This is a genomic window from Paenarthrobacter sp. NPDC089322 (assembly GCF_040684895.1).
In the GTDB taxonomy this organism is placed as follows: Bacteria; Actinomycetota; Actinomycetes; order Actinomycetales; family Micrococcaceae; genus Arthrobacter.
In genome coordinates this window covers 111,454-131,467 of sequence record NZ_JBFBGW010000010.1, presented here as the reverse complement: position 1 = coordinate 131,467, position 20,014 = coordinate 111,454, and the positions used below count along the sequence as shown (strand labels likewise).

The window sequence follows — 20,014 nt, the reverse complement described above, 5'->3', positions numbered from 1 at the left end:
GGAAGGCGTAATTGATGATAAGCTCGAATTCCGTGGTGCAGCGATCAAATTCCCGTGTAAATTCCCGGTTCCCGGGCTCGTCCAAGACGACCAAACACATCTTCGTCACCGGCGGTGTGGCGTCCTCGCTCGGTAAGGGTCTGACGGCGTCCAGCCTCGGCCACCTCTTGCGGGCACGCGGTTTGTCTGTAACTATGCAGAAGCTCGATCCCTATCTGAACGTGGATCCGGGCACGATGAATCCCTTCCAGCACGGCGAAGTTTTCGTGACTGATGACGGCGCCGAAACGGACCTCGACATTGGACACTACGAGCGCTTCCTCGACGAGAACCTCGAAGGCTCGGCCAACGTCACGACGGGCCAGATCTACTCCACGGTCATCGCCAAGGAACGCCGGGGCGAGTACCTGGGGGACACCGTCCAGGTCATCCCGCACATCACGGATGAGATCAAGCGCCGTATGCGTCTGCCCGCCGAGGGCAAGAACGCTCCGGATGTGATCATCACCGAGATCGGCGGCACCGTCGGCGACATCGAATCGCAGCCCTTCCTCGAATCCGCACGCCAGGTCCGCCAGGACATCGGCCGGACCAACGTCTTCTTCCTGCACGTATCCCTGGTTCCGTACATTGGTCCGTCCCAGGAACTGAAGACCAAGCCGACGCAGCACTCGGTCGCAGCCCTGCGTTCCATCGGTATTCAGCCCGAGGCAATCGTGATCCGTTCGGACCGCGAGGTGCCCGAGGCCATGCGCGAGAAGATCGGCCGCATGTGCGATGTCGACATCGACGCTGTGGTCAACGCTGCAGATGCTCCCAGCATCTACGACATCCCGAAGACCCTGCACTCCCAGGGCTTGGACTCCTACATCGTCCGTGCGCTGGACCTGCCGTTCAAGGACGTGGATTGGAGCAAGTGGGACAAACTGCTTGAAGCCGTCCACAACCCGAAGCATGAGGTCGAGGTTGCCTTGGTAGGCAAGTACATCGACCTTCCCGATGCCTACCTTTCGGTGACTGAAGCTCTTCGCGCTGGCGGCTTCGCCAACGAGGCCAAGGTTAGGATCCGTTGGGTTCCGTCGGACGAATGCGAAACCCTGGCCGGTGCCACCAAGTCGCTGGCCGGCGTGGATGCCATCTGCGTACCAGGCGGGTTTGGTATCCGTGGCCTCGAAGGCAAACTGGGTGCGTTGAAGTTTGCCCGTGAAAGCAGGCTCCCCGTGCTGGGTCTCTGCCTTGGCCTGCAGTGCATGGTGATCGAGTACGCCCGCAACGTTGTCGGTCTGGAAGGTGCCTCGTCCAGCGAGTTCGAGCCCGATTCCAAGTACCCCGTCATTGCCACCATGGAAGAGCAGCTGGACATCGTGGAAGGCAAGGGAGACCTTGGCGGCACCATGCGCCTTGGCCTGTACGAAGCCAAGCTGGACGAAGGTTCGGTTGTGGCGGAAACCTACGGAACCACTTCCGTGAGCGAACGCCACCGCCACCGTTACGAGGTGAACAACAAGTACCGCGACCAGATCGCGGCCGAAGGCCTGGTCTTCTCCGGTACCTCTCCCGACGGCAAGCTGGTTGAATACGTGGAGCTTCCCCGCGAGGTCCATCCGTATTACGTCGCGACGCAGGCGCACCCGGAGCTCAGCTCCCGTCCCACGCGCCCGCACCCGTTGTTCGCGGGTCTCGTCAAGGCAGCTTTGGAGCGTCGCGAAGGCAGCGCCGTGGACACCGATACCGGTGCCCGCGCTGTGGCGGCCAAGTAAACGCAACCACTAGAGAAAGACGGCGCGATGCCCGGTATTCCTGAAACTTCCAGCACGTCAAGGCAGGTTTCGGATACACCGAGCCCGCGCCGTCTTTTGTCGTCCAGCAAGGTTTATGAAGGACGCATTTGGGACGTGGTCAGCGACGCTTTCCAGCTGAGCGAGGACACGGACACCCTGGTCCGCGACTACATCGACCACCCCGGCGCAGTTGCGGTCCTCCCCATGAACGAGGACGGCGATATCCTGCTGCTCAAGCAGTACCGGCATCCCGTGGGTATGGACCTCTGGGAGATCCCGGCAGGCCTCCTGGACGTGGAGGGTGAGGCTTTTGTGGCCGGTGCTGCCCGCGAACTGGCCGAAGAGGCAGATCTGACGGCAGCCACCTGGAACGTCCTGGTCGACTTCTTCAACTCGCCCGGCTCTTCCAGCGAAGCTGTCCGCATCTACCTGGCACGCGACTTGGGCGACGTTGCCGAGGCCGACCGGCATGTCCGGACGGACGAGGAAGCGGAGATCGAGTTCCACTGGGTTCCGCTGGAGGATGCTGTACGGGCCGTGCTTGAAGGCCGCCTGCACAACCCCTCTGCCGTGCTGGGCATCCTGGCCGCGGCCGCGGCGAAGGCAGATGGCTTCGCAAGCCTCCGTCCTGCGGACGCCCCGTGGCCGGCCCATCCCAGCCAGCGCTGAGCATGCCCGAAACCGCTACCCGCACTGCCAACGGCATTGATCGAGGTGTGACCGACTACCTTCAGCATGTTGGTGTGGAACGCGGTTTGGCTGCCAATACCCTTGCGGCCTATCGCAGGGACCTTGCGCGGTATGCGAATTTCCTGGCCACCCAAGGCCTGGATAGGCCCACTGACATCACACGGCACCACGTCACCGCTTTCGTGCGGGCACTCGCGGACGGCTCCGATGGCGCGGCCGCCTTGGGAGTACGTTCCGCTGCCCGCACCGTGGTTGCCGTCAGGGGACTTCACAAGTTCTGGGCTTTGGAGGGAACCACGACGACGGACCCCGCCAGCGATGTCCACCCGCCGATGCCCGGCAAGCGGCTTCCGAAAGCCATCAGCGTCGGGGAGGTGACGCGCATCCTCGAAGCTGCCGGGGCCGACACTGCCACCGGCCTCCGGGATCGGGCACTCCTGGAGTTCTTGTATTCAACGGGTGCCCGTATCAGCGAGGCCGTGGGCCTCGACGTCGATGATGTATCCCTTGAAGACACAGGGGACGGCCCTGCCATCGTACGGCTGTTCGGTAAAGGCTCGAAGGAGCGTCTGGTGCCCTTGGGCTCTTACGGCGCACGCGCTGTTGGAGCGTACGTCGTCCGGGGGCGGCCTCTGCTCGCGTCGAAGGGCAAAGGGACGCCGGCGTTGTTCCTCAATGCCCGGGGCGGCAGGATCAGCAGGCAAAGTGCTTGGACCATCCTGAAAACGGCCGCGGAGAAGGCAAACATCACCAAAGACGTCTCACCGCATACTCTGCGCCACTCCTTCGCTACACACCTTCTTGAAGGTGGCGCGGATGTCCGGGTAGTCCAGGAATTGTTGGGACACGCCTCGGTGACCACTACACAGGTGTACACGTTGGTCACGGCGGATACGCTGCGGGAAGTCTATGCTGCCGCGCATCCCCGCGCCCTTGGCTAAGGCTTTATTCGAGGAAGCTGAAGGTCAATTCCACGGCGTCGATGAACACGGCCAGGAGCGAAGTGCCCAAACCCGCCACCAGCAGCAGCCCCGGATGGGCCAGCCCCACGACGACGCGTTTCAATCGTGGCCTGCCTTTGAGGAACTTCTTGGGAACCCGCGTTGTCAGGGGAAATTGCCGCCAGCCGCGGAGCCGCCGCAGGAACCAAGCGCAGCGCACGATGAAGGCCATCCACAGGACGGACAACACCAACGGGACTGAGGCCAGCATGAGGTTGAACCCGAGGGCCGTGACTTCCTTCTCCGAGTCGCCAATTACGGACTGGACCGTGGTGGAAATGGATGCGCTCATCACCACGGAAACCGCCCAGACCATGAACGCGGCCACGAGCGCCAGGAACCGGACGAAAAAGTGGCCCAGAACGGTGGAGTCCACCGCCCTCAAGTGGCTTCTTGGCGTAGCATTCAGCACCACCAAGGTAGAAATCAGGGTGGGTATCGCGGCCACCAACACCAACAGGTACCAGGTCCACCCGGCCAGGTCCACCACCTCGTCAAGGACGATCAGGCCTGCCCACACCACCGTCCAAGCCCAGCCCGCATACAGCGGATGCGCTACCAACCAGCCCGGAAGCCACGCGTCTCGTTCCGGTGCTGCCCCGGCTTCACCCCCACCTTCGCTCATGGGCTCACTGTAGCAATGGCCGCAGCAGCGGGGGACATCGGGTTAAGGTAGGCAGCATGACAGCAGCCCATGTGACTTTGTGCTTCCTCCTCCGCGACGGCGCGGACGGCGAACACGTCCTTCTCGGCACCAAGAAGACCGGCTTTGGCCTGGGCAAGGTGGTGGGCGTCGGCGGGCATGTCGAACCGGGGGAGACCGCACTTGAGGCGGCGTGCCGCGAGGTCATGGAGGAAATCAATGTGGTGGTCGAGTCCGGGGACCTTATTCCTGCCGGGACCGTGGATTTCGTCTTTCCGGCAAGGCCTGAGTGGAACATGGCAACAACCGTTTTCCTGACGCGGACGTGGCAGGGGGAGCCGTCTGAAAGCGACGAGATTGCCCCGGAGTGGTTTCCTGTGGCCAAGCTCCCGGTGGAGCGTATGTGGGCCGACGCCGAGCATTGGCTGCCGGCGATGATTTCCGGACAGCGAATCGCCGTACGGGTGGCCTTGGCGTCCGACAACCAGAACGTCGCGGATGTCCGGACGGTGGACTGGGTGGAGTCGGATTAGCTTTTACTGCAGAGCGAACGACGGCGGCCGGTCGCCTTTCGGTGACCGGCCGCCGTGGTTCTTGTTGCTGTCCGTATTTTTGTGTCCGCAGCCGCGCTAGGGCACGTGACGTTCTTCCGGTCCGTTGTAGGCGCTGAGCGGCCGGATGAGGGAGTTCGAGGCCAGTTGTTCCATGATGTGGGCTGTCCAGCCGGTGATGCGGCTGGCCACGAACAACGGGGTGAACGTTTGGGTGTCGAAGCCCATGAGGTGGTAGGTCGGCCCGGCGGGGTAGTCGAGGTTTGGCTTGATGGCCTTGGCCTCGTCCATGGCCTGTTCCAGCCCGTTGTAGAGGCCCAGGAGTTCGGGACGGCCGTAGTGGGCGATCATCTTGTCCAGGGCTGCCTTCATGGTGGGCACGCGGGAGTCGCCGTGCTTGTAGACGCGGTGGCCGAAGCCCATGACCTTCTTCTTGCGTGCGAGGGCGTCGTCCATCCAGGCGCGCGCCCGGGTGGCGGCCTCTTCCAGGGATTCTTCGCTGCGGATGCCGATTTCGTCGAAGGTGTGCATGACGGCCTCGTTGGCGCCGCCGTGGAGGGGGCCTTTCAACGCGCCGATCGCTGCTGTGACGGCTGAGTGCAGGTCCGAGAGGGTGGAGGTGACGACGCGTGCGGTGAAGGTGGAGGCGTTGAAGGAGTGCTCTGCGTACAGGATCATCGAGACGTTGAATGCCTCGACTACTTCGTCCACGGGGTCTTCGCCGAAGGTCATCCAGAGGAAGTTCGCCGAGTAGTCCAGGTCATCGCGCGGTTCGATGACGTCCTGCCCGCGGCGGCGCCGCTGGTCGTAGGCGACCACGGCCGGCATGGCAGCCCACAGGTCGATGGCCTTCTTCATGTTGGCCTCCGGAGAGGAGTCCTCGGCCAGCTCATGCCGTGCGCCGAGGACGGACGCTGCTGTACGGCAGACGTCCATGGGGTGGGCCGTCGTGGGCAGTGTGTCGATCACGGACCTAACCACTGGGTCCAGGGCGCGTCCGGCGCGCTCCCGGGCACTGAACTCAGCCAGCTGGGCCTCGTCCGGCAGTTCGCCATTCCAGAGCAGGTACGCGACTTCCTCGAAACTGCATTTGGCGGCCAGTTCCTGCACCGGGTATCCGCGGTACAGCAGTGAGTTGGTGTCCGGGTTGACCTTCGAGACCGCGGTGTAATCCACCACCACGCCGGCGAGGCCCTTTTTGATGTCTTCAGCAGCCATGCTGAACTCCTTCGTTCCTTATGCAAGCCCGGTTGCCCGGATTGCCTGCTATCCCCTTGGTGGTTCCAGTGCCTAGCGGATGCCAGGAACGTGGAAGTTGAAAACGCCGGTATCGAATCGGTTGTATGCCTCGTAGTCCACGAGGTCGTAGAGGCGCGCACGGGTGAGCATATTCTCCACCTGTGCCTCTTGGGTCCCCGCAGCCTTGATCGATTCCAGCGTACGCTCTGCGGCGCCCATGGCAATGCGCAGGAGGGTAACGGGGTAGATGACCATGTTTACCCCGACGGCCTGGAGTTGTTCCGTAGTGAAAAGCTCGCTCTTGCCGAACTCGGTCATGTTGGCCAGGATCGGTACGTCCACGGCGTCGCGTATGGCCTGGAACTCGTGCAGGTCGCGCATGGCTTCGGGGAAGATCGCGTCGGCTCCGGCGTCCACCAGCGCGCGTGCCCGGTCTTGGGCGGCTTGGAGGCCGTCGGTGGCGCGGATGTCGGTGCGGGCCATGATGAGGAAGTTCGGGTCCCGGCGGGCGTCGGCTGCGGCGCGGATGCGTTTGGTGGCGGTGTCGAGGTCCACGACGTTTTTGCCGTCCAGGTGTCCGCAGCGTTTGGGGTTGAACTGGTCCTCGATGTGGCAGCCGGCCAGGCCTGCGTTTTCGAGTTCCTGGATGGTGCGGGCCACGTTCATGGGTTCACCGAAGCCGGTATCCGCGTCCACGAGTGAGGGCAGGTCTGTCATGCGGGCGATTTGCCCGGCCCGGGTGGCGACTTCGGTGAGGGTGGTCAGGCCGATGTCCGGCAGGCCGAGGTCGTTGGCCAGGACAGCGCCGGAGATGTAGACCCCGGCGAAGCCCTTTTCCTCAATGAGCCGGGCGGAGAGGGGGTTGAACGCGCCCGGGAACTGGGCGATGGTCCCGGAGTTCAGCAGTTCGCGGAGCTTGAGGCGTTTCTGTTCCGGGGTGGTTGTGGAGTACAGCATTTAGAACAGTCCCTTGGGAGCGTTGTTGGGGTTGATGACGCCGGGGGCGGCGGTGATGTTGAGTTGGTCCAGTTCCCCTGCATCGAGTTCGGTGACGCGTTCGACGGCGGCGAGGAACCTGTCGATCTCGGCCTCCTCAACGAGCCCGGCGGCGAGGGTGCGGAACTTGTTGATGTACTGCTCGCGGGCGAACGGGCGGGCGCCGAGCGGGTGCGCGTCGGCCACGGCGATCTCATCGGTGATGACTCTGCCGTCCGTGAGGGTGATCTCCACGGAACCGCCGAAAGCCTTTTCGGTGATGTCCAGGGAGTGGTAGCGGCGGGTCCATTCGGGGTCTTCGACGGTGGTGACTTTGTGCCAGAGTTCCACGGTGTCCGGGCGGGCGGCCCGTTCGGGGGAGTAGGAGTCCACGTGGTGCCAGGCACCGTCCTGGAGTGCGACGGTGAAGATGTACGGGATGGAGTGGTCCAGGGTTTCCCGGGATGCGGTGGGGGAGTACTTTTGGGGGTCGTTCGCGCCGGAGCCGATGACGTAGTGCGTGTGGTGGCTGGTCTTGATCAGCACGGAGGCCACGTTGGCCGGGTCGGTGGTTTCGGGGTGTTCACGGTTGAGTTTGCGGGCGAGGTCGATCCAGGCTTGGGCCTGGTATTCGGCGGAGTGTTCCTTGGTGTAGGTGTCAAGGATCGCGCGTTTCGCTTCACCCGGCAGGGGCAGCGGGACCTCGTAGGAGGCGTCGGGTCCGTCGAGCAGCCAGGCGATCACGCCGTCTTCGCCTTCGTAGATCGGCACGGGAGAGGTTTGTCCGCGCATGGCCCGGTCAGCGGCTTCGACCGCCATTTTCCCGGCGAACGCGGGGGCGTGGGCTTTCCAGGTGGAGATCTCGCCCTTGCGGGACTGGCGGGTGGCGGTGGTGGTGTGCAGTGCCTGGCCCACGGACTGGAAGATCGTCTCCACATCCAAACCCAACAGGGTGCCGATGCCGGCCGCGGCGGAGGGTCCGAGGTGGGCGACGTGGTCGATCTTGTGCTTGTGCAGGCAGATGGCCTTGACCAGGTTCACCTGGATCTCGTACCCGGTCGCGATCGCCCGGACCAGATCCTTGCCGTTGGAACCGGCGTGCTGGGCAACGGCCAGGATCGGCGGGATGTTATCGCCCGGGTGGGAGTAGTCCGCGGCCAGGAACGTGTCGTGGTAGTCCAGTTCCCGCACGGCGACACCGTTCGCCCACGCAGCCCACTCCGGGGAGACCCGCTCCTCGATGCCGAACACCTTCGCGCCCTTCCCGCCCGCGGAAGGCCCGTGGGTGAGCGCCTGGGCGCGGGCGGCGACGATTGGTGCCCGGTTCAGGGAGGCGATCGCCACTGAGGCGTTGTCGATGATCCGGTTGATCACCATCTCCGTCACCTCGGGGGTAACCTCGACGGGGTCGGCGGCGACCACGGCGATCTTGTGCGCCAGTTGTTCCTCGCGGGGCAGGTTCTCCTCGGACTTGTAAACACGGACGTGATGGTTCTTGACCATGGTGCTCCTAATAGTGGGACGTTCTGCCGGCCGGATGAGCGGCTTTGACATGGGTGAGACTGCGGTGCAGGTGAACGGTGGTGGCGGCTTCGGCCAGCCTGGGGTTGCCTGCCGCGATGGCTTCGGCGATGGCGGCATGCTCAGCTGCGGCCGCATGCAACCTGGCGGCGTCATCCGCGGCCAACCGGCGGACGCGGACCAGATGGACGCGCAGGCTCCGCATGGCCTGGGCCAGATAGGAGTTGGAGATCGCCGCGTCGATGGCCTCATCGAGCCGACCCACCAAGGCGTAGTACGCGTGCCGGGCGGGGTCGGTATCACGCAAAAGTTCCGGAGCGTGCAGCAGTTGTTCCCGCAACTGGGCGAAGACGCCCGGGTCACCGCGCTGCGCCGCGAGGGCGGCTGCCCTCACTTCAAGCGTCTCGCGCAACTCGAACAACTCATCAATGCTGTCCAGCGAGATATCGGTGACGACGACGCCGCGGCCGCCTGCCGCCGTCGTCAATCCCTCCGCAGTGAGGCGGCCAAGCGCCTCCCGCACAGGTGTCCGGGACACGCCAAGCCGCTCGGACTGTTCTACTTCGGCAAGGACCGTACCGGGCCGCAGACGCCACTCAATGATGTCCTCACGAAGGGCAGAATAGGCTCGGTCACTGGCGCGCATGCCCTCAGTGTATACATAGCAACCCCATTATGGCTATAGTCAGGGCCTTTGGCGCCACAATGTATACATGGCTCAGCGCGCGACGAAGTACGCGTTGAAGGGATCATCCTCCAGTTCCTTGACCTCGACGGAGGTGAATCCCGCGTCCCTGAGCATCGAAGTGGCACGTTCCTTGCCCCATACAGTTCCCAGGCCGATCCCGCCTTGGCCGAGCGACACTGCCATGCAGTGGAAAGTGGAGATGGTGTAGAGGAACGGCGCCCAGGGAAGCGAAGCCATGTTCACTTCCAACCGGCTCGATGCGTTGATGTCCACCATGAGGAAGGTGCCTCCGGGTTTGAGCGACGTGCGGATGTTCCCGAGAACGCGGGCAGGGTCCGCTTGGTCGTGGATTGCGTCGAAGGCCGTTACCAGGTCGTACGTTCCTTCCACAGCCAGGTGTGCCACGTCCTGGAGCACGAACGTGACATTGGTCAGTCCCAGCTCTGCCGCTTCCGCAGTCGCAGCCGCGAGGGCCTGGGCAGTGAAGTCGTATCCGGTAAAGGTGCTGGCAGGGAAAGTGCCGGCCAGCAGGTTCAACGCATGACCTTCTCCGCACCCGATGTCCGCCACGGCTATCCCGGCCTGCAGGGCGTTGATGCAGTCCGTGAGGGGGAGGATCGATTCCACCAGCGAGGCATCGTTCACGGCAGCACTCTCAGCTGCCATGATGTGGTGGAACCGCGGATAGTCGCTGTAACTGGTCCCGCCTCCCTTACGGAATGCCTCGACGATTTTGGGCGCTACTTCGCCTAGCAGCGGGAGGTATTGGAGGGTTCGGGCAAGGTTTTCCGTTCCAGCACCCGAGAGCACGGGAACGTATTCACGACGAAGGCGGTAACTGGCGGTTTCCGGGTCGAAGTCCACAAAACCGGACGTTGTCATTCCCCCCAACCACTCGCGCACGTAGCGCTCGTTCAATCCCGCGGCGTCAGCGATGAGGTCGCTCGTGGCCGCCGGGAAGGACGCCAGAGTCCGGAAAAGTCCCGTTTGGTGACCAACTGCGATGAGAAGGGCAGCGGACGAATCGTTGAGGATCCCCATCAACCGGCCGGTGGCCTCGTCGTAGGCCTCCTGGGTGGGATCATCCTCTGGACCTGTTACGTCCTGCCACGTCAGGGTGGTGTTCATGGCGTCTCCTGAGTCTTGCCGGCGGCCGCCCCGTGCGGCCCGTTCCCCGTATCACCACGGTATTTGCGGCCTTCACGTCGACGCGTCGGGCATACGTTGCATTTTTCCTTCGGCACGTGGGGCAAATGATGCAGTTCTCCATGCCCAACACCCGGCCTGGAGGTTGCTACGCGTCTGTTCGTTCCGGGATGCCGTGTTGATGGGCCCACGCCGCGGCGGCAGTCCGGGAGGTAACGCCGATCTTCGTGAAGATGTTCGCCAGATGGCGCCCCGCTGTTTTCTCGGAGATGGTCAGGGTGTGGGCAATCTGGCGGTTGCTTGAACCGGCCAGCACGCAACCGAGTACCTCAACCTCCCGGGACGTCAGGCCTCCCGGTTCCGGGCCTGCCTTCGACCACGGAATGTTCACGGCACCGAGCTGGTTCCGGATCGCCTCCGCCGTGGCTTGCTCCGCTTCTGCCCGTCCGTGGTTACCCAGCGACCTATGGACAACGGCCAGCCGCTCATGGATGCGCGCCAGTTCATAGCGCATGTGCTGGGATCTGTAGGTCTGCGCGGCGGATTCGAGCTCATGGAGGGCCTCCCGCCAACGCTGTTGGGCGATCAATGTGGCTCCGCGGGCGTGATGCGCCCATGCCTTGAAGCCCGGAGTTCCGTAGAACCTGGCCGTCTCCTCGAGCTCACTGCAATGGACTTCTGCGGCGGCCGGATCCCGAAGTGCCAGCAACTCCACAAGGGGCAGGAGGAGCCATGCCCTGCCCAACGGCCCGCGGTCCGCCAAGGCAGCGAGCAATGCCTCCAACGCGAGGTCCGTCCTTCCGGCGTCGGCAAGCAGCAGGGCCCGTCCGGGTTGGGCGTCTACTCCGAGCCCGCAGGCCAAAGCGAAGGCCGCCTCCGAACCGACGGCGTCGCCCCGGCGCCGACGAATCTCGCCCAATTCGCAATACGCGTCAGCGGCGATCCAGCCATGAGCGTTCCTCAGGCGCTCGGCTTCTTTGGGCAATTCCCCCTCGCTCAACTCCCACTTTCCTTCAAGGCTGAGCAGTTGGAGTGCATGGACTCGGGAAATGCCGGTGTACATGAAGGAAGAGGAGAGCCCGGCGCACCAAGTGGTGAGGGCGTCGGTCCATGCCCGCATCCGCGAGAAGTCGGCCATCTCGAAGCAGAGGTGGATGACGGAGCAGTAGATGTCGCCGCCCCATTCCGGCGGGACCTGGCCAGCCATGACCGGCAACATCGCTTCATCCAGTTCCTGGAAGCCCCGGGATGCTTGCCCTGTCCGTACAGCTGCGAGCCCGGCCAAAAGGGACCCGAAGCTCGCAAGTTCCGGTGCCTCGTAGCGCCGGGACAACTCTTTGAGGGTTACGGAGGCAGCCATGGCCGGGCCGGGGTCACCTTCCAGGTTGAGGGCGTCATTGGCCTCGAGGTAGAGCAGATAGCCGTGCACAGGTGCCTCGGGGACGTCGTCCAGGAGTCGTCGGGCTCTGTTGACCCATGCGGAAGCCACGGCGATGTTCCCGCGGACCCCCCATTGCAGGGAGAGTGTGAGGGCAACCATGGAAGCTGCGTGAATGTGGCCACCGGCTTCCAGGCGACGGAAAATTTGTTCCGATATGGACATGGAGCCTTGGACGTCTCCAAGCCACCAAGCGGCGCGGGCCATGATTTCGAGGTCTCCCGTACCCAGCGGCGCTTCCTTGCCTGCCAGCTCCAGGCCTTGACGTGCCATGTCCCACTCCCCGCGGGCATAGGCCTCGCGGGCCCCGGCAAGGTGCTGCAGTTCTTGGGACATGGGCGCTCCACGGTTTTCGCGTCAAGCTTACTGCCGGCCCGGCCCGGAGGGGAGATGGCTAGTTTCGATTCCAGCCGTACTCGTTCTCGGGCCGTCCAGGTGTCCCGTACCGTGGCGCGCGGGTGACTGTGCCGGCGTCGGCCAAGTACTCCAAATAACGCCGGGCGGTGACACGCGACATTCCCAGGGCGTCCATGACTTCGCTCGCGGAAACCGGCTGCTGCCGGCCGCGCACAAGGTCCTTCACGGACTCCAGAGTGGAACCTGACAAGCCTTTGGGCAGGGGCAGTTCCGTGGGGGCGCGGAGGCTCGCGAAGGCTTGGTCGACGTCGCTCTGGGATGCGCCCGCCTTCGAAATCCCGGACGTCGAACCCGCCAACTGGTCGCGGAAGGTGCGGTAGCTGGTGAGCTTGTCCGCAAAGGTCGCGTACGTGAAGGGCTTGATCAAATACTGCACGACGCCGATGGACACGGCACTGCGCACAATGTTCAGTTCCCGGACGGCAGTGATGGCGATGATGTCGGCGAAGACTCCGGCTGACCGCATGCGCCGGGCGACGTCCAGGCCATGGAGGTCCGGGAGGTTCATGTCGAGCAGCACCAAATCCACCGGCGTTCCTGACGCCGCGAACTCGCCCAGCAGCCGCAACGCCGATTGACCGTCAGGGGCGCTTCCCACGAGGGTGAATCCATCAAGCCTGCCCACATAAGCAGAGTGGGCGTCGGAGGCGATGGGTTCGTCCTCGACCACCAGGACGCGAATGTTGGTCATGCCTTCTCTTCCTCGGGAACCGGCGCCGGCAGCACAACGCTGAACCGGGCACCGCCGGGACGGTTGCCGGAACCTTGATTGCTGATCGACGCTGCCCCTTCGTTACTGATCGACATCGTACCGTTCAGCCGCTGGACGGCTTGCCGGACCAAAGCCAGTCCGACGCCCCGTCCGTGGCCCCCTCGCGGGTCCGCCTGCGACGACTTCGTACTGTATCCGTACTGCAGCACGTCGTCGATAGCGGCCGGATCGATCCCGCTTCCTGAATCCCGAACAGTGAATTCGACGGCGGCATGGCCGGCCACGACGTCGAGCTCCACCCTACGTGGCGGATCACCTGCCGCAGCAGCGTCGATGGCGTTGTCCAGCAGGTTGCCGAGAATCGTCACGAGGTCCTGGATCTCCAAGCCATGCAGGCCTGCGCTTCCTGAAGTCCGCACCACGAGATCCACTCCGCGCTCATGCGCTTCCGCAGCCTTGCCCATCACCAACGCACTCATGACCGGTTCGTCAACCGAGGCCAGCATGTCGTCAGTCAACTGCTGGCTGAGTTCAAGGTCCTTGGTCGCAAATTCCAGGGCCTGGGGCGTGCGCCCCAACTCCAGGAGGGAAACGATCATGTGGAGGCGGTTGGCGTGCTCGTGGGTCTGCGCGCGCAAAGCATCCGAGAGCGTCTTCATGGTCTCAAGCTCGGTCCCCAAGGACTCGATTTCGGTGCGGTCGCGAATGGTGGCGACCGTGCCGTAACGCGCCGGCTTCTGTCCTTTGCGGGTGGGCGCCGGGCCAACGGCCGGAGCCTGGTTGACCACAAGGATCCGCGGACCGGTCAGGTGGATTTCGTCGTGGGCCGGCCTGCCCGACTCGAACAGCGCTCGCAGGCTGCCGTCGAAGGGAAGCTCAGCCAACGTGGGGGCGGCATCGGGGGAGCGGTCGGCGTCGGAAGGTTCCAAGCCCAACAGCTCGGCAGCCTGGTCGTTGTACATCACGGCTTTGCCGTGGGTATCGATCAGGATGACGCCCTCGCGGACTGAGTGGAGCACTGACTCGTAGTAGGCGAAGAGTTGCGCGAGTTGTTCGGGTCCCCAACCCCGGGTGACGGACCGCAAGTACCGTCCGAGCATCCACGATGCCAAGGAGCCGAAGAACAATACCCCGAGGGCGATGCCTCCGAGGACTGACAGCCGTTCGGCCACGTCGGTGTCCACGGTGGTCACCGTGACACCGGCCGCTACCAGGGCTTTGACCGTACCGGCGGCGTCCTTAACGGGAGCGATGGTGCGGACGGACGGGCCCAGGGTCCCGGCGGTCACCTCAGTGAACGTTTCTCCCCGCAACGCCGGGTCAATCGTCCCGATGTAAGGTTTGCCCAGTTCCTCCGCGCGCGGGTGCGTCCACCGTGTTCGGTCGGGAGCCATGATCGTGATGAAATCGGCGTCGGCGTCCTGCATGACGTCAAGGGCATAGGGCTGAAGCGTTCCGGACGGATCGGGAGCCGACGCCGCGTCAAGGACAAGCGGGTTGTTCGCAATGGACGTGGCGATGGCCTGCATCCGCTCCCCGGCGTCGTCGTACCCACGGTCGCGCGCTTCCACGACCGAGAACGCCCCGAAGACTGCCGTCATCAGCAGGACGAACAGCAGGTTTGCCACAAACAAGCGGCGGGCAATGCTCCAACTGTGAATCACGTGGCCTCCCATGACCAATATGACCGCAACGGTGATGTGTGTCACCCGGGGCCCAATGATGGATATCACACAGGGCAGCGGCACGGACACCAATGCAGGACCGCAGCGCCTTACACAGTATCCAGAAGGAGAATCCCATGACCTCTCAACGAGGAGAGACGGCAATGGCCGCCACCGGACGCAAGGGGCTCGACAAGTCGCACTACCTTTACATCGCGGTCATCCTTGCCGTAGTGCTCGGCGCCGTGGTCGGCCTGGTGTTTCCGGAAGCCGGAAAGTCCCTGAAGCCGCTCGGTGATGGCTTCATCAAGCTCATCAAGATGATGATTGCCCCGGTCATCTTCTGCACCATCGTCCTGGGCATTGGTTCCATTGCCAAAGCGGCCACCGTCGGCAAGGTCGGCGGGCTCGCCCTTGGCTACTTCGTGGCGATGTCGACGTTCGCGTTGGGCATCGGCCTGGTAGTCGGCAACCTCATCCACCCGGGTGATGGACTGAAGCTGACGCCGTACGACCCCACAAAGAAGGCTGCCACGGACAGCACCGTGGAATTCCTCCTGGGCATCATCCCCGGGGACATCCCCGTTCTTCCGACCCTGCTCGCTGCGATCCTGGTTGGTTTCGCCCTGCAGAGGATGGGTAAGCAAGGCGCCCCGATCCTGAATGCCATCGGCCACGGTCAGCGTCTCGTGTTCCGCATCCTCATCATGATCATGTGGCTCGCTCCCGTCGGCGCCTTCGGTGCGATCGCCGCCGTCGTCGGTGCCACCGGCGCCCAAGCGATCCTGAGCATGTTCACCCTCATGCTGGCCTTCTACATCACATGTGCCTTGTTCATCGTGATCATCCTTGGAACGCTGCTCCGGGCAGTCGCCGGCGTCAACATCTTCAAGCTCATGAAGTACCTGGCCCGCGAGTACCTCCTCATCTTCTCCACCTCTTCCTCCGAGGCAGCACTGCCCCGACTCATCGCCAAGATGGAGCACCTGGGCGTGTCCAAGCCGGTCGTCGGCGTAACGGTACCCACCGGCTACTCCTTCAACCTGGACGGAACGGCCATCTACCTGACCATGGCTTCCTTGTTCGTCGCCAACGCCATGGGCACGCCGCTGGACCTCGGCGCGCAGATCTCGCTCCTGGTCTTCATGATCATCGCCTCGAAGGGAGCCGCCGGCGTCACCGGCGCCGGCCTGGCCACCTTGGCCGCAGGCCTGCAGGCACACAAGCCTGAACTCCTCGGCGGTGTCGGAATGATCGTCGGTATCGACCGCTTCATGTCGGAGGCACGTGCGCTCACCAACTTCACCGGTAACGCAGTAGCTACGGTCCTGATCGGTACCTGGGTCAAGGAAATCGACAACGGACAGGTCAACCGGGTGCTGTCCGGCAGCGAGCCGTTCGATGAGCAGACCATGATTGCTCACGGCGGCGACATCGAAGCGGCCCCGGAAAGCGAAGTCCGCGAAAAGGTCTCCGTGTAACGGGCACTCAACGCGAGGGGTACAAGACCGAAGGCCGGCATCCTGGAGGGATGCCGGCCTTCGGCTTTTCCCGCAAGGAGCCGTGTCCCGACACCAACCTTCGACCTCAACCAGAGGGTCAAGGCTCAAAGTACGGGCAATGTCAAGTTCCCGGGAATCCCGTGTCGCGGGCTGTAGCCTAGGTGGGTAGTAGCGCTGAAGCTGGAGAACAGCGGCAGGGAAGATCGTCGTCGAAAGAGTGGTTAGATACGTGAGCAGCGAACGGGGAACAGCTACGTTGGCAGGAACCGGGCTCGATCTGGAAGACGCCATCATGGGGCCCACGGGCCGCCCTCACCGCGAGTTCCCGGAGCCCGCGCCCCTGGACTCCCACGGACCCGCCCGGGTGATAGCGATGGTCAACCAGAAGGGCGGTGTCGGCAAGACGACGTCCACCATCAACCTAGCAGCCGCGCTCGCGGAATACGGGCGGCGTGTCCTGCTGGTGGACTTCGACCCCCAAGGCGCGCTTTCTGCAGGTCTTGGCGCGAATCCCCATGAACTGGACCTGACGGTCTACAACGTCCTCATGGACCGCAAAGTGGACATCCGCGATGCCATCCAACAGACCAACGTGGAAGGCGTGGACCTCCTGCCCGCCAACATCGACCTCTCGGCTGCCGAAGTCCAGCTCGTCAATGAGGTTGCCCGCGAGCAGGTCCTGGACCGCGCACTCAAGAACGTCGAGGACGATTACGACGTCGTGCTGATCGACTGCCAGCCTTCCCTTGGCCTGCTGACGGTCAACGCACTGACCGCTGCGCACGGTGTAATCATTCCGCTGATCTGCGAATTCTTCGCCCTCCGGGCGGTGGCCCTCCTCGTTGAAACCATAGAAAAAGTGCAGGACCGCTTGAACCCGAGACTGCAGGTGGATGGCGTCCTTGCCACGATGTACGACGCCCGCACCCTGCACAGCCGCGAAGTAATCACCCGCCTTGTGGAAGCCTTCGGGGACAAAGTCTTCGAGACCGTCATCAAGCGCTCCATCAAGTTCGCGGACGCTACCGTGGCCGCCGAGCCCATCACGAGCTACGCAGGCAACCACATCGGAGCCGACGCCTACCGCCGCCTCGCCAAGGAACTGATTTCGCGCGGCGGCGCACCCTAGCCGACGGCGTGGGACGGACACTTGCCCCGCCCGCCGCGGCGGGCATCCAAGACGAGACGCCCGACGCCGGTACCCCCGAGGGCCGGAAGGCCGGCTTCGAAGTTCGGCTGGCCAACTTTACCGGCCCGTTCGACCTGCTGCTTGGCTTGATTTCCAAGCACAAGCTGGACATCACCGAAGTGGCACTGGCCACTGTCACGGACGAATTCATCAAGTACATCCGCCGGCTCCAAGAGCTGGGTGAAGAATGGGCCTTGGATGAAGCCAGCGAATTCCTGGTCATAGCGGCCACACTCCTGGACCTCAAGGCCGCGCGCCTCCTGCCGGCCGGCGAAGTGGAAGACGAGGAAGACATTGCGCTCCTGGAAGCCCGGGACCTCCTCTTCGCGCGCTTGTTGCAATACAAGGCTTTCAAGGAGGTGGCCGGGCTGCTCGGTGAGACACTGGAGCAGGAGTCAAGGCGCTACCCCCGGCAGGTTGCCCTGGAAAGCCACTTCGCCGCCCTGCTGCCGGAATTGGTATGGCGGCATACGCCGGAGCAATTTGCCGAACTGGCGGCCAAAGCCCTCAGGCCCAAGGACCCGGCACCCGTGCACGTCGGGCTGGACCACCTCCACGCACCACCCGTCAGCGTCAAGGAACAGGCAGAGATCATTGGCTACCGCCTTCAGCTCGGGGCTCCCTTGACCTTCCACACCTTGATTGCGGATGCCGAAACCACCCTGGTGGTGGTAGCACGGTTCCTGGCGCTGCTGGAGATGTTCCGCGACCGCGTCGTCGCCTTCGAGCAGCCAGGTCCATTGGCTGAGCTGACGGTGCGGTGGACCGGGGACGATGCAGGCTGGGACAGCTCCAAGCTGAGTGAGGAATACGAAGATACGGCTGAAAGGACCACCGGTGACTGAACAGGACGTGGCCGGGGACGGACTGAGCGAACTGGAGGCCCTGCCCGGCGGGGCACGCGCAGCCTTGGAAGCGGTACTCATGGTCATTGACGAGCCCGCCACCTCGGAGGAGTTGGCCGCAGGGCTGAACGTGACCGTCGCCGTCGTCGAGGATTTGCTGGGGGACCTTCAGCGGGAGTATAGCGGCTATACTGTTAAAGCCCCGGACGTGGACGCTGTCGGCTTTGCCGCTGCCAGCACTGCACCCCGGGGTTTTGAATTGCGGAATGTCGCCGGTGGGTGGCGGATCTATTCGCGGCCGGATTTCGCCGACGTCGTGGGCAGGTTCGTGCTCGAAGGACAGACCACCAGGCTGACCCAAGCAGCGCTCGAAACGCTTGCGGTCATAGCTTATCGACAACCGGTCTCCAGGGCCCGGGTGTCCGCCATTCGCGGCGTTAACGTCGACTCCGTCGTCCGGACTCTGACCCAAAGGGGTTTGATCGAGGATTCCGGAAACGATCCCGAATCGGGGGCCATCCTGTACAGGACTACCTCGTACTTCCTCGAACGGATGGGTATCGGCTCGGTGGCAGAACTGCCCCGGCTTTCGCCGCACCTTCCGGGCCTGGAAGGGATCGACGAGTACTACGACGCCAGCAGGATGTAGCGCTGGTCCGCGGCACTTCAAAAACCACATACAGATTCACGGGGTCCGCAAGGGACGCCACGGCAACAAAGGGCAGACGATGTCTGCCGGGCTGGCTAGTGTTGAATGCAGCACGCATTGCCGGCCAATACTACACAAGGACGGGTCATGACACAGGCGGGACGCCAGGGTTCACCACGTAACGGTTCGGGACGCAACAGCTCCGGGCGCAATGAGGCAAGGGGCGGTACCGGCCGTTCGAACGCCGGCGGCTTCTCCGGCCGGGGCGGCAACGCCGGGGCCGGAAAGCGCAGCTTCAACCAGGGCGAAGGCCGCCCGTTCAGGGCCTCGAAGCCCCGGGAAGAACGCCCCTTCGATCCCGACAACCCCACCACCGCCGGCGGCTACGAGGCGCGCCAGGCCAAGCCGGCAAAGCCGTTCCGCAAGCCAGGATCCAACAAGCCCGGTTACGGAAAAGCCCCCGGAACACCGGGTGCCCTCAAGCCGAAGCCGAAGCCCGGAAACGCAAAGCAGTACGGGTCCAAGGCGTTCGGCAGCGAGCGTTTCGGCCAGAACCTCGGCCCTGTACGCAAGCCGGGCCGCGCCCGCGGTCCGCGCCAGGAAGTGCCCCAGTCCGAACTTCACGACGCCGACGGCGTACGCCTGCAGAAGGTCATGGCCCAGGCCGGAGTTGCCTCCCGCCGCGTCTGCGAGGAAATGATCCTCGAGGGCCGCGTGGAGGTCGACGGCCAGGTGACCACGGAGCTGGGCATGCGCGTCGATCCCACTACGGCCGTGATCCACGTTGACGGCATCCGCATCCAACTGGACGAAACCCTTGTCTACATGGTCTTCAACAAGCCCAAAGGCGTCGTGTCCACCATGGAGGATCCCGAGGGCCGTCCCTGCATCAGCGACTTCCTGAAGAACAACAAGAACAAGGGCGAACGCCTGTTCCACGTCGGCCGTCTGGACGTCGCCACCGAGGGGCTGCTGCTGCTGACCAACGACGGCGAACTCGCCAACCGCCTGACGCACCCTTCCTTTGAGGTACCCAAGACGTACCTTGTCCAGGTTCGCGGCCCCTTCCCGCAAGGCGTCGGCGCGAAGCTGAAGTCCGGCGTCGAGCTTGAAGACGGTGTGGCCACGGTGGACTCCTTCCGCCTGGTTGACTCAACCCCCGGCCACGTCCTGATCGAGGTGGTGCTCCACTCCGGTAAGAACCGCATCGTACGGCGTGTGTTCGACGCCGTCGGTTTCCCGGTTGAGCGGTTGGTCCGCGTCAAGGTCGGTCCGATCGGCTTGGGCGACCAGCGCCAAGGCAGCATCCGGAACCTCGGCAGGCAGGAAATCGGTCACCTCCTGGCGTCCGTGGGGCTCTAGG

General features: G+C 63.9%; 18 protein-coding genes. 9 read left to right on the top strand and 9 right to left on the bottom strand.

The window, feature by feature from the left end; translation table 11 throughout:
- Nucleotides 1–14: 14 nt before the first annotated feature.
- From AB0N65_RS12330 to xerD, 3 genes are read left to right on the top strand one after another with little or no spacing between them, the layout of a single operon-like run.
- Nucleotides 15–1,760 carry a CTP synthase gene (locus AB0N65_RS12330; protein ID WP_364161560.1) on the top strand — a complete coding sequence of 582 codons (1,746 nt, stop codon included), beginning with the start codon at nucleotides 15–17 and terminating at the stop codon, nucleotides 1,758–1,760.
- 27 nt (nucleotides 1,761–1,787) lie between these two features.
- Entirely contained in the window at nucleotides 1,788–2,450 is a 663-nt protein-coding gene (locus AB0N65_RS12325; RefSeq protein ID WP_364161558.1) for an NUDIX hydrolase, read from the top strand.
- Between the two features lie 2 nt (nucleotides 2,451–2,452).
- Nucleotides 2,453–3,412: a site-specific tyrosine recombinase XerD gene (xerD, locus tag AB0N65_RS12320; RefSeq protein ID WP_364161556.1), complete on the top strand. Its 960-nt coding sequence runs from the start codon at nucleotides 2,453–2,455 to the stop codon at nucleotides 3,410–3,412.
- Nucleotides 3,413–3,416: 4 nt separating this feature from the next.
- Here the strand turns inward: xerD and AB0N65_RS12315 are convergent, their stop codons facing one another.
- Nucleotides 3,417–4,097, bottom strand: a complete 681-nt coding sequence (locus tag AB0N65_RS12315) for a hypothetical protein (protein WP_364161554.1) — start codon at nucleotides 4,095–4,097, stop codon at nucleotides 3,417–3,419.
- A 56-nt stretch (nucleotides 4,098–4,153) separates the two neighbouring features.
- On the opposite strand from AB0N65_RS12315, the gene AB0N65_RS12310 reads away from it, so the two are divergent.
- A complete protein-coding gene (locus AB0N65_RS12310; RefSeq protein ID WP_364161552.1) occupies nucleotides 4,154–4,648 on the top strand; it encodes an NUDIX domain-containing protein in 495 nt (164 codons plus the stop codon).
- Between the two features lie 96 nt (nucleotides 4,649–4,744).
- Here AB0N65_RS12310 and AB0N65_RS12305 read toward each other — a convergent pair whose 3' ends face one another.
- From AB0N65_RS12305 to AB0N65_RS12270, 8 genes are all read right to left on the bottom strand, one after another.
- On the bottom strand, nucleotides 4,745–5,884 hold the full coding sequence (locus AB0N65_RS12305) for a bifunctional 2-methylcitrate synthase/citrate synthase (protein WP_364161550.1): 1,140 nt from the start codon (nucleotides 5,882–5,884) through the stop codon (nucleotides 4,745–4,747).
- 72 nt (nucleotides 5,885–5,956) lie between these two features.
- On the bottom strand, nucleotides 5,957–6,862 hold the full coding sequence (gene prpB / locus AB0N65_RS12300) for a methylisocitrate lyase (protein WP_364161548.1): 906 nt from the start codon (nucleotides 6,860–6,862) through the stop codon (nucleotides 5,957–5,959).
- A complete protein-coding gene (locus AB0N65_RS12295; RefSeq protein WP_364161546.1) occupies nucleotides 6,863–8,383 on the bottom strand; it encodes an MmgE/PrpD family protein in 1,521 nt (506 codons plus the stop codon).
- A gap of 7 nt (nucleotides 8,384–8,390) precedes the next feature.
- Complete coding sequence (locus AB0N65_RS12290; protein ID WP_364161544.1) at nucleotides 8,391–9,047, bottom strand: GntR family transcriptional regulator; 657 nt, start codon at nucleotides 9,045–9,047, stop codon at nucleotides 8,391–8,393.
- Nucleotides 9,048–9,119: 72 nt separating this feature from the next.
- Nucleotides 9,120–10,217, bottom strand: coding sequence for a class I SAM-dependent methyltransferase (locus AB0N65_RS12285; protein WP_364161542.1), 1,098 nt, complete (start codon nucleotides 10,215–10,217; stop codon nucleotides 9,120–9,122).
- A gap of 166 nt (nucleotides 10,218–10,383) precedes the next feature.
- Nucleotides 10,384–12,009 carry a helix-turn-helix transcriptional regulator gene (locus tag AB0N65_RS12280; RefSeq protein WP_364161540.1) on the bottom strand — a complete coding sequence of 542 codons (1,626 nt, stop codon included), beginning with the start codon at nucleotides 12,007–12,009 and terminating at the stop codon, nucleotides 10,384–10,386.
- A 58-nt stretch (nucleotides 12,010–12,067) separates the two neighbouring features.
- Nucleotides 12,068–12,781 (bottom strand): response regulator, encoded by a 714-nt coding sequence (locus tag AB0N65_RS12275; RefSeq protein WP_364161538.1) that lies wholly within the window; start codon nucleotides 12,779–12,781, stop codon nucleotides 12,068–12,070.
- Nucleotides 12,778–14,466: a sensor histidine kinase gene (locus tag AB0N65_RS12270; RefSeq protein WP_364161582.1), complete on the bottom strand. Its 1,689-nt coding sequence runs from the start codon at nucleotides 14,464–14,466 to the stop codon at nucleotides 12,778–12,780. Before AB0N65_RS12270 ends, AB0N65_RS12275 begins: the two co-directional genes overlap by 4 nt.
- A gap of 137 nt (nucleotides 14,467–14,603) precedes the next feature.
- Here AB0N65_RS12270 and AB0N65_RS12265 point away from each other — a divergent pair, with 137 nt between their 5' ends.
- The 5 genes from AB0N65_RS12265 to AB0N65_RS12245 all read left to right on the top strand — a co-directional run bounded on the left by AB0N65_RS12265 (nucleotide 14,604) and on the right by AB0N65_RS12245 (nucleotide 20,013).
- Nucleotides 14,604–15,947: a cation:dicarboxylase symporter family transporter gene (locus AB0N65_RS12265; RefSeq protein WP_364161536.1), complete on the top strand. Its 1,344-nt coding sequence runs from the start codon at nucleotides 14,604–14,606 to the stop codon at nucleotides 15,945–15,947.
- Nucleotides 15,948–16,197: 250 nt separating this feature from the next.
- Nucleotides 16,198–17,097, top strand: coding sequence for an AAA family ATPase (locus AB0N65_RS12260; RefSeq protein WP_364161534.1), 900 nt, complete (start codon nucleotides 16,198–16,200; stop codon nucleotides 17,095–17,097).
- 44 nt (nucleotides 17,098–17,141) lie between these two features.
- The gene (locus tag AB0N65_RS12255; RefSeq protein ID WP_364161580.1) at nucleotides 17,142–18,002 is read left to right on the top strand and encodes a ScpA family protein; all 861 of its coding nucleotides are present in this window, start codon (nucleotides 17,142–17,144) and stop codon (nucleotides 18,000–18,002) included.
- Nucleotides 17,995–18,651, top strand: a complete 657-nt coding sequence (locus tag AB0N65_RS12250) for an SMC-Scp complex subunit ScpB (RefSeq protein ID WP_364161532.1) — start codon at nucleotides 17,995–17,997, stop codon at nucleotides 18,649–18,651. Before AB0N65_RS12255 ends, AB0N65_RS12250 begins: the two co-directional genes overlap by 8 nt.
- 147 nt (nucleotides 18,652–18,798) lie before the next feature.
- Nucleotides 18,799–20,013 (top strand): pseudouridine synthase, encoded by a 1,215-nt coding sequence (locus AB0N65_RS12245; protein ID WP_364161530.1) that lies wholly within the window; start codon nucleotides 18,799–18,801, stop codon nucleotides 20,011–20,013.
- Nucleotide 20,014: the final 1 nt, after the last annotated feature.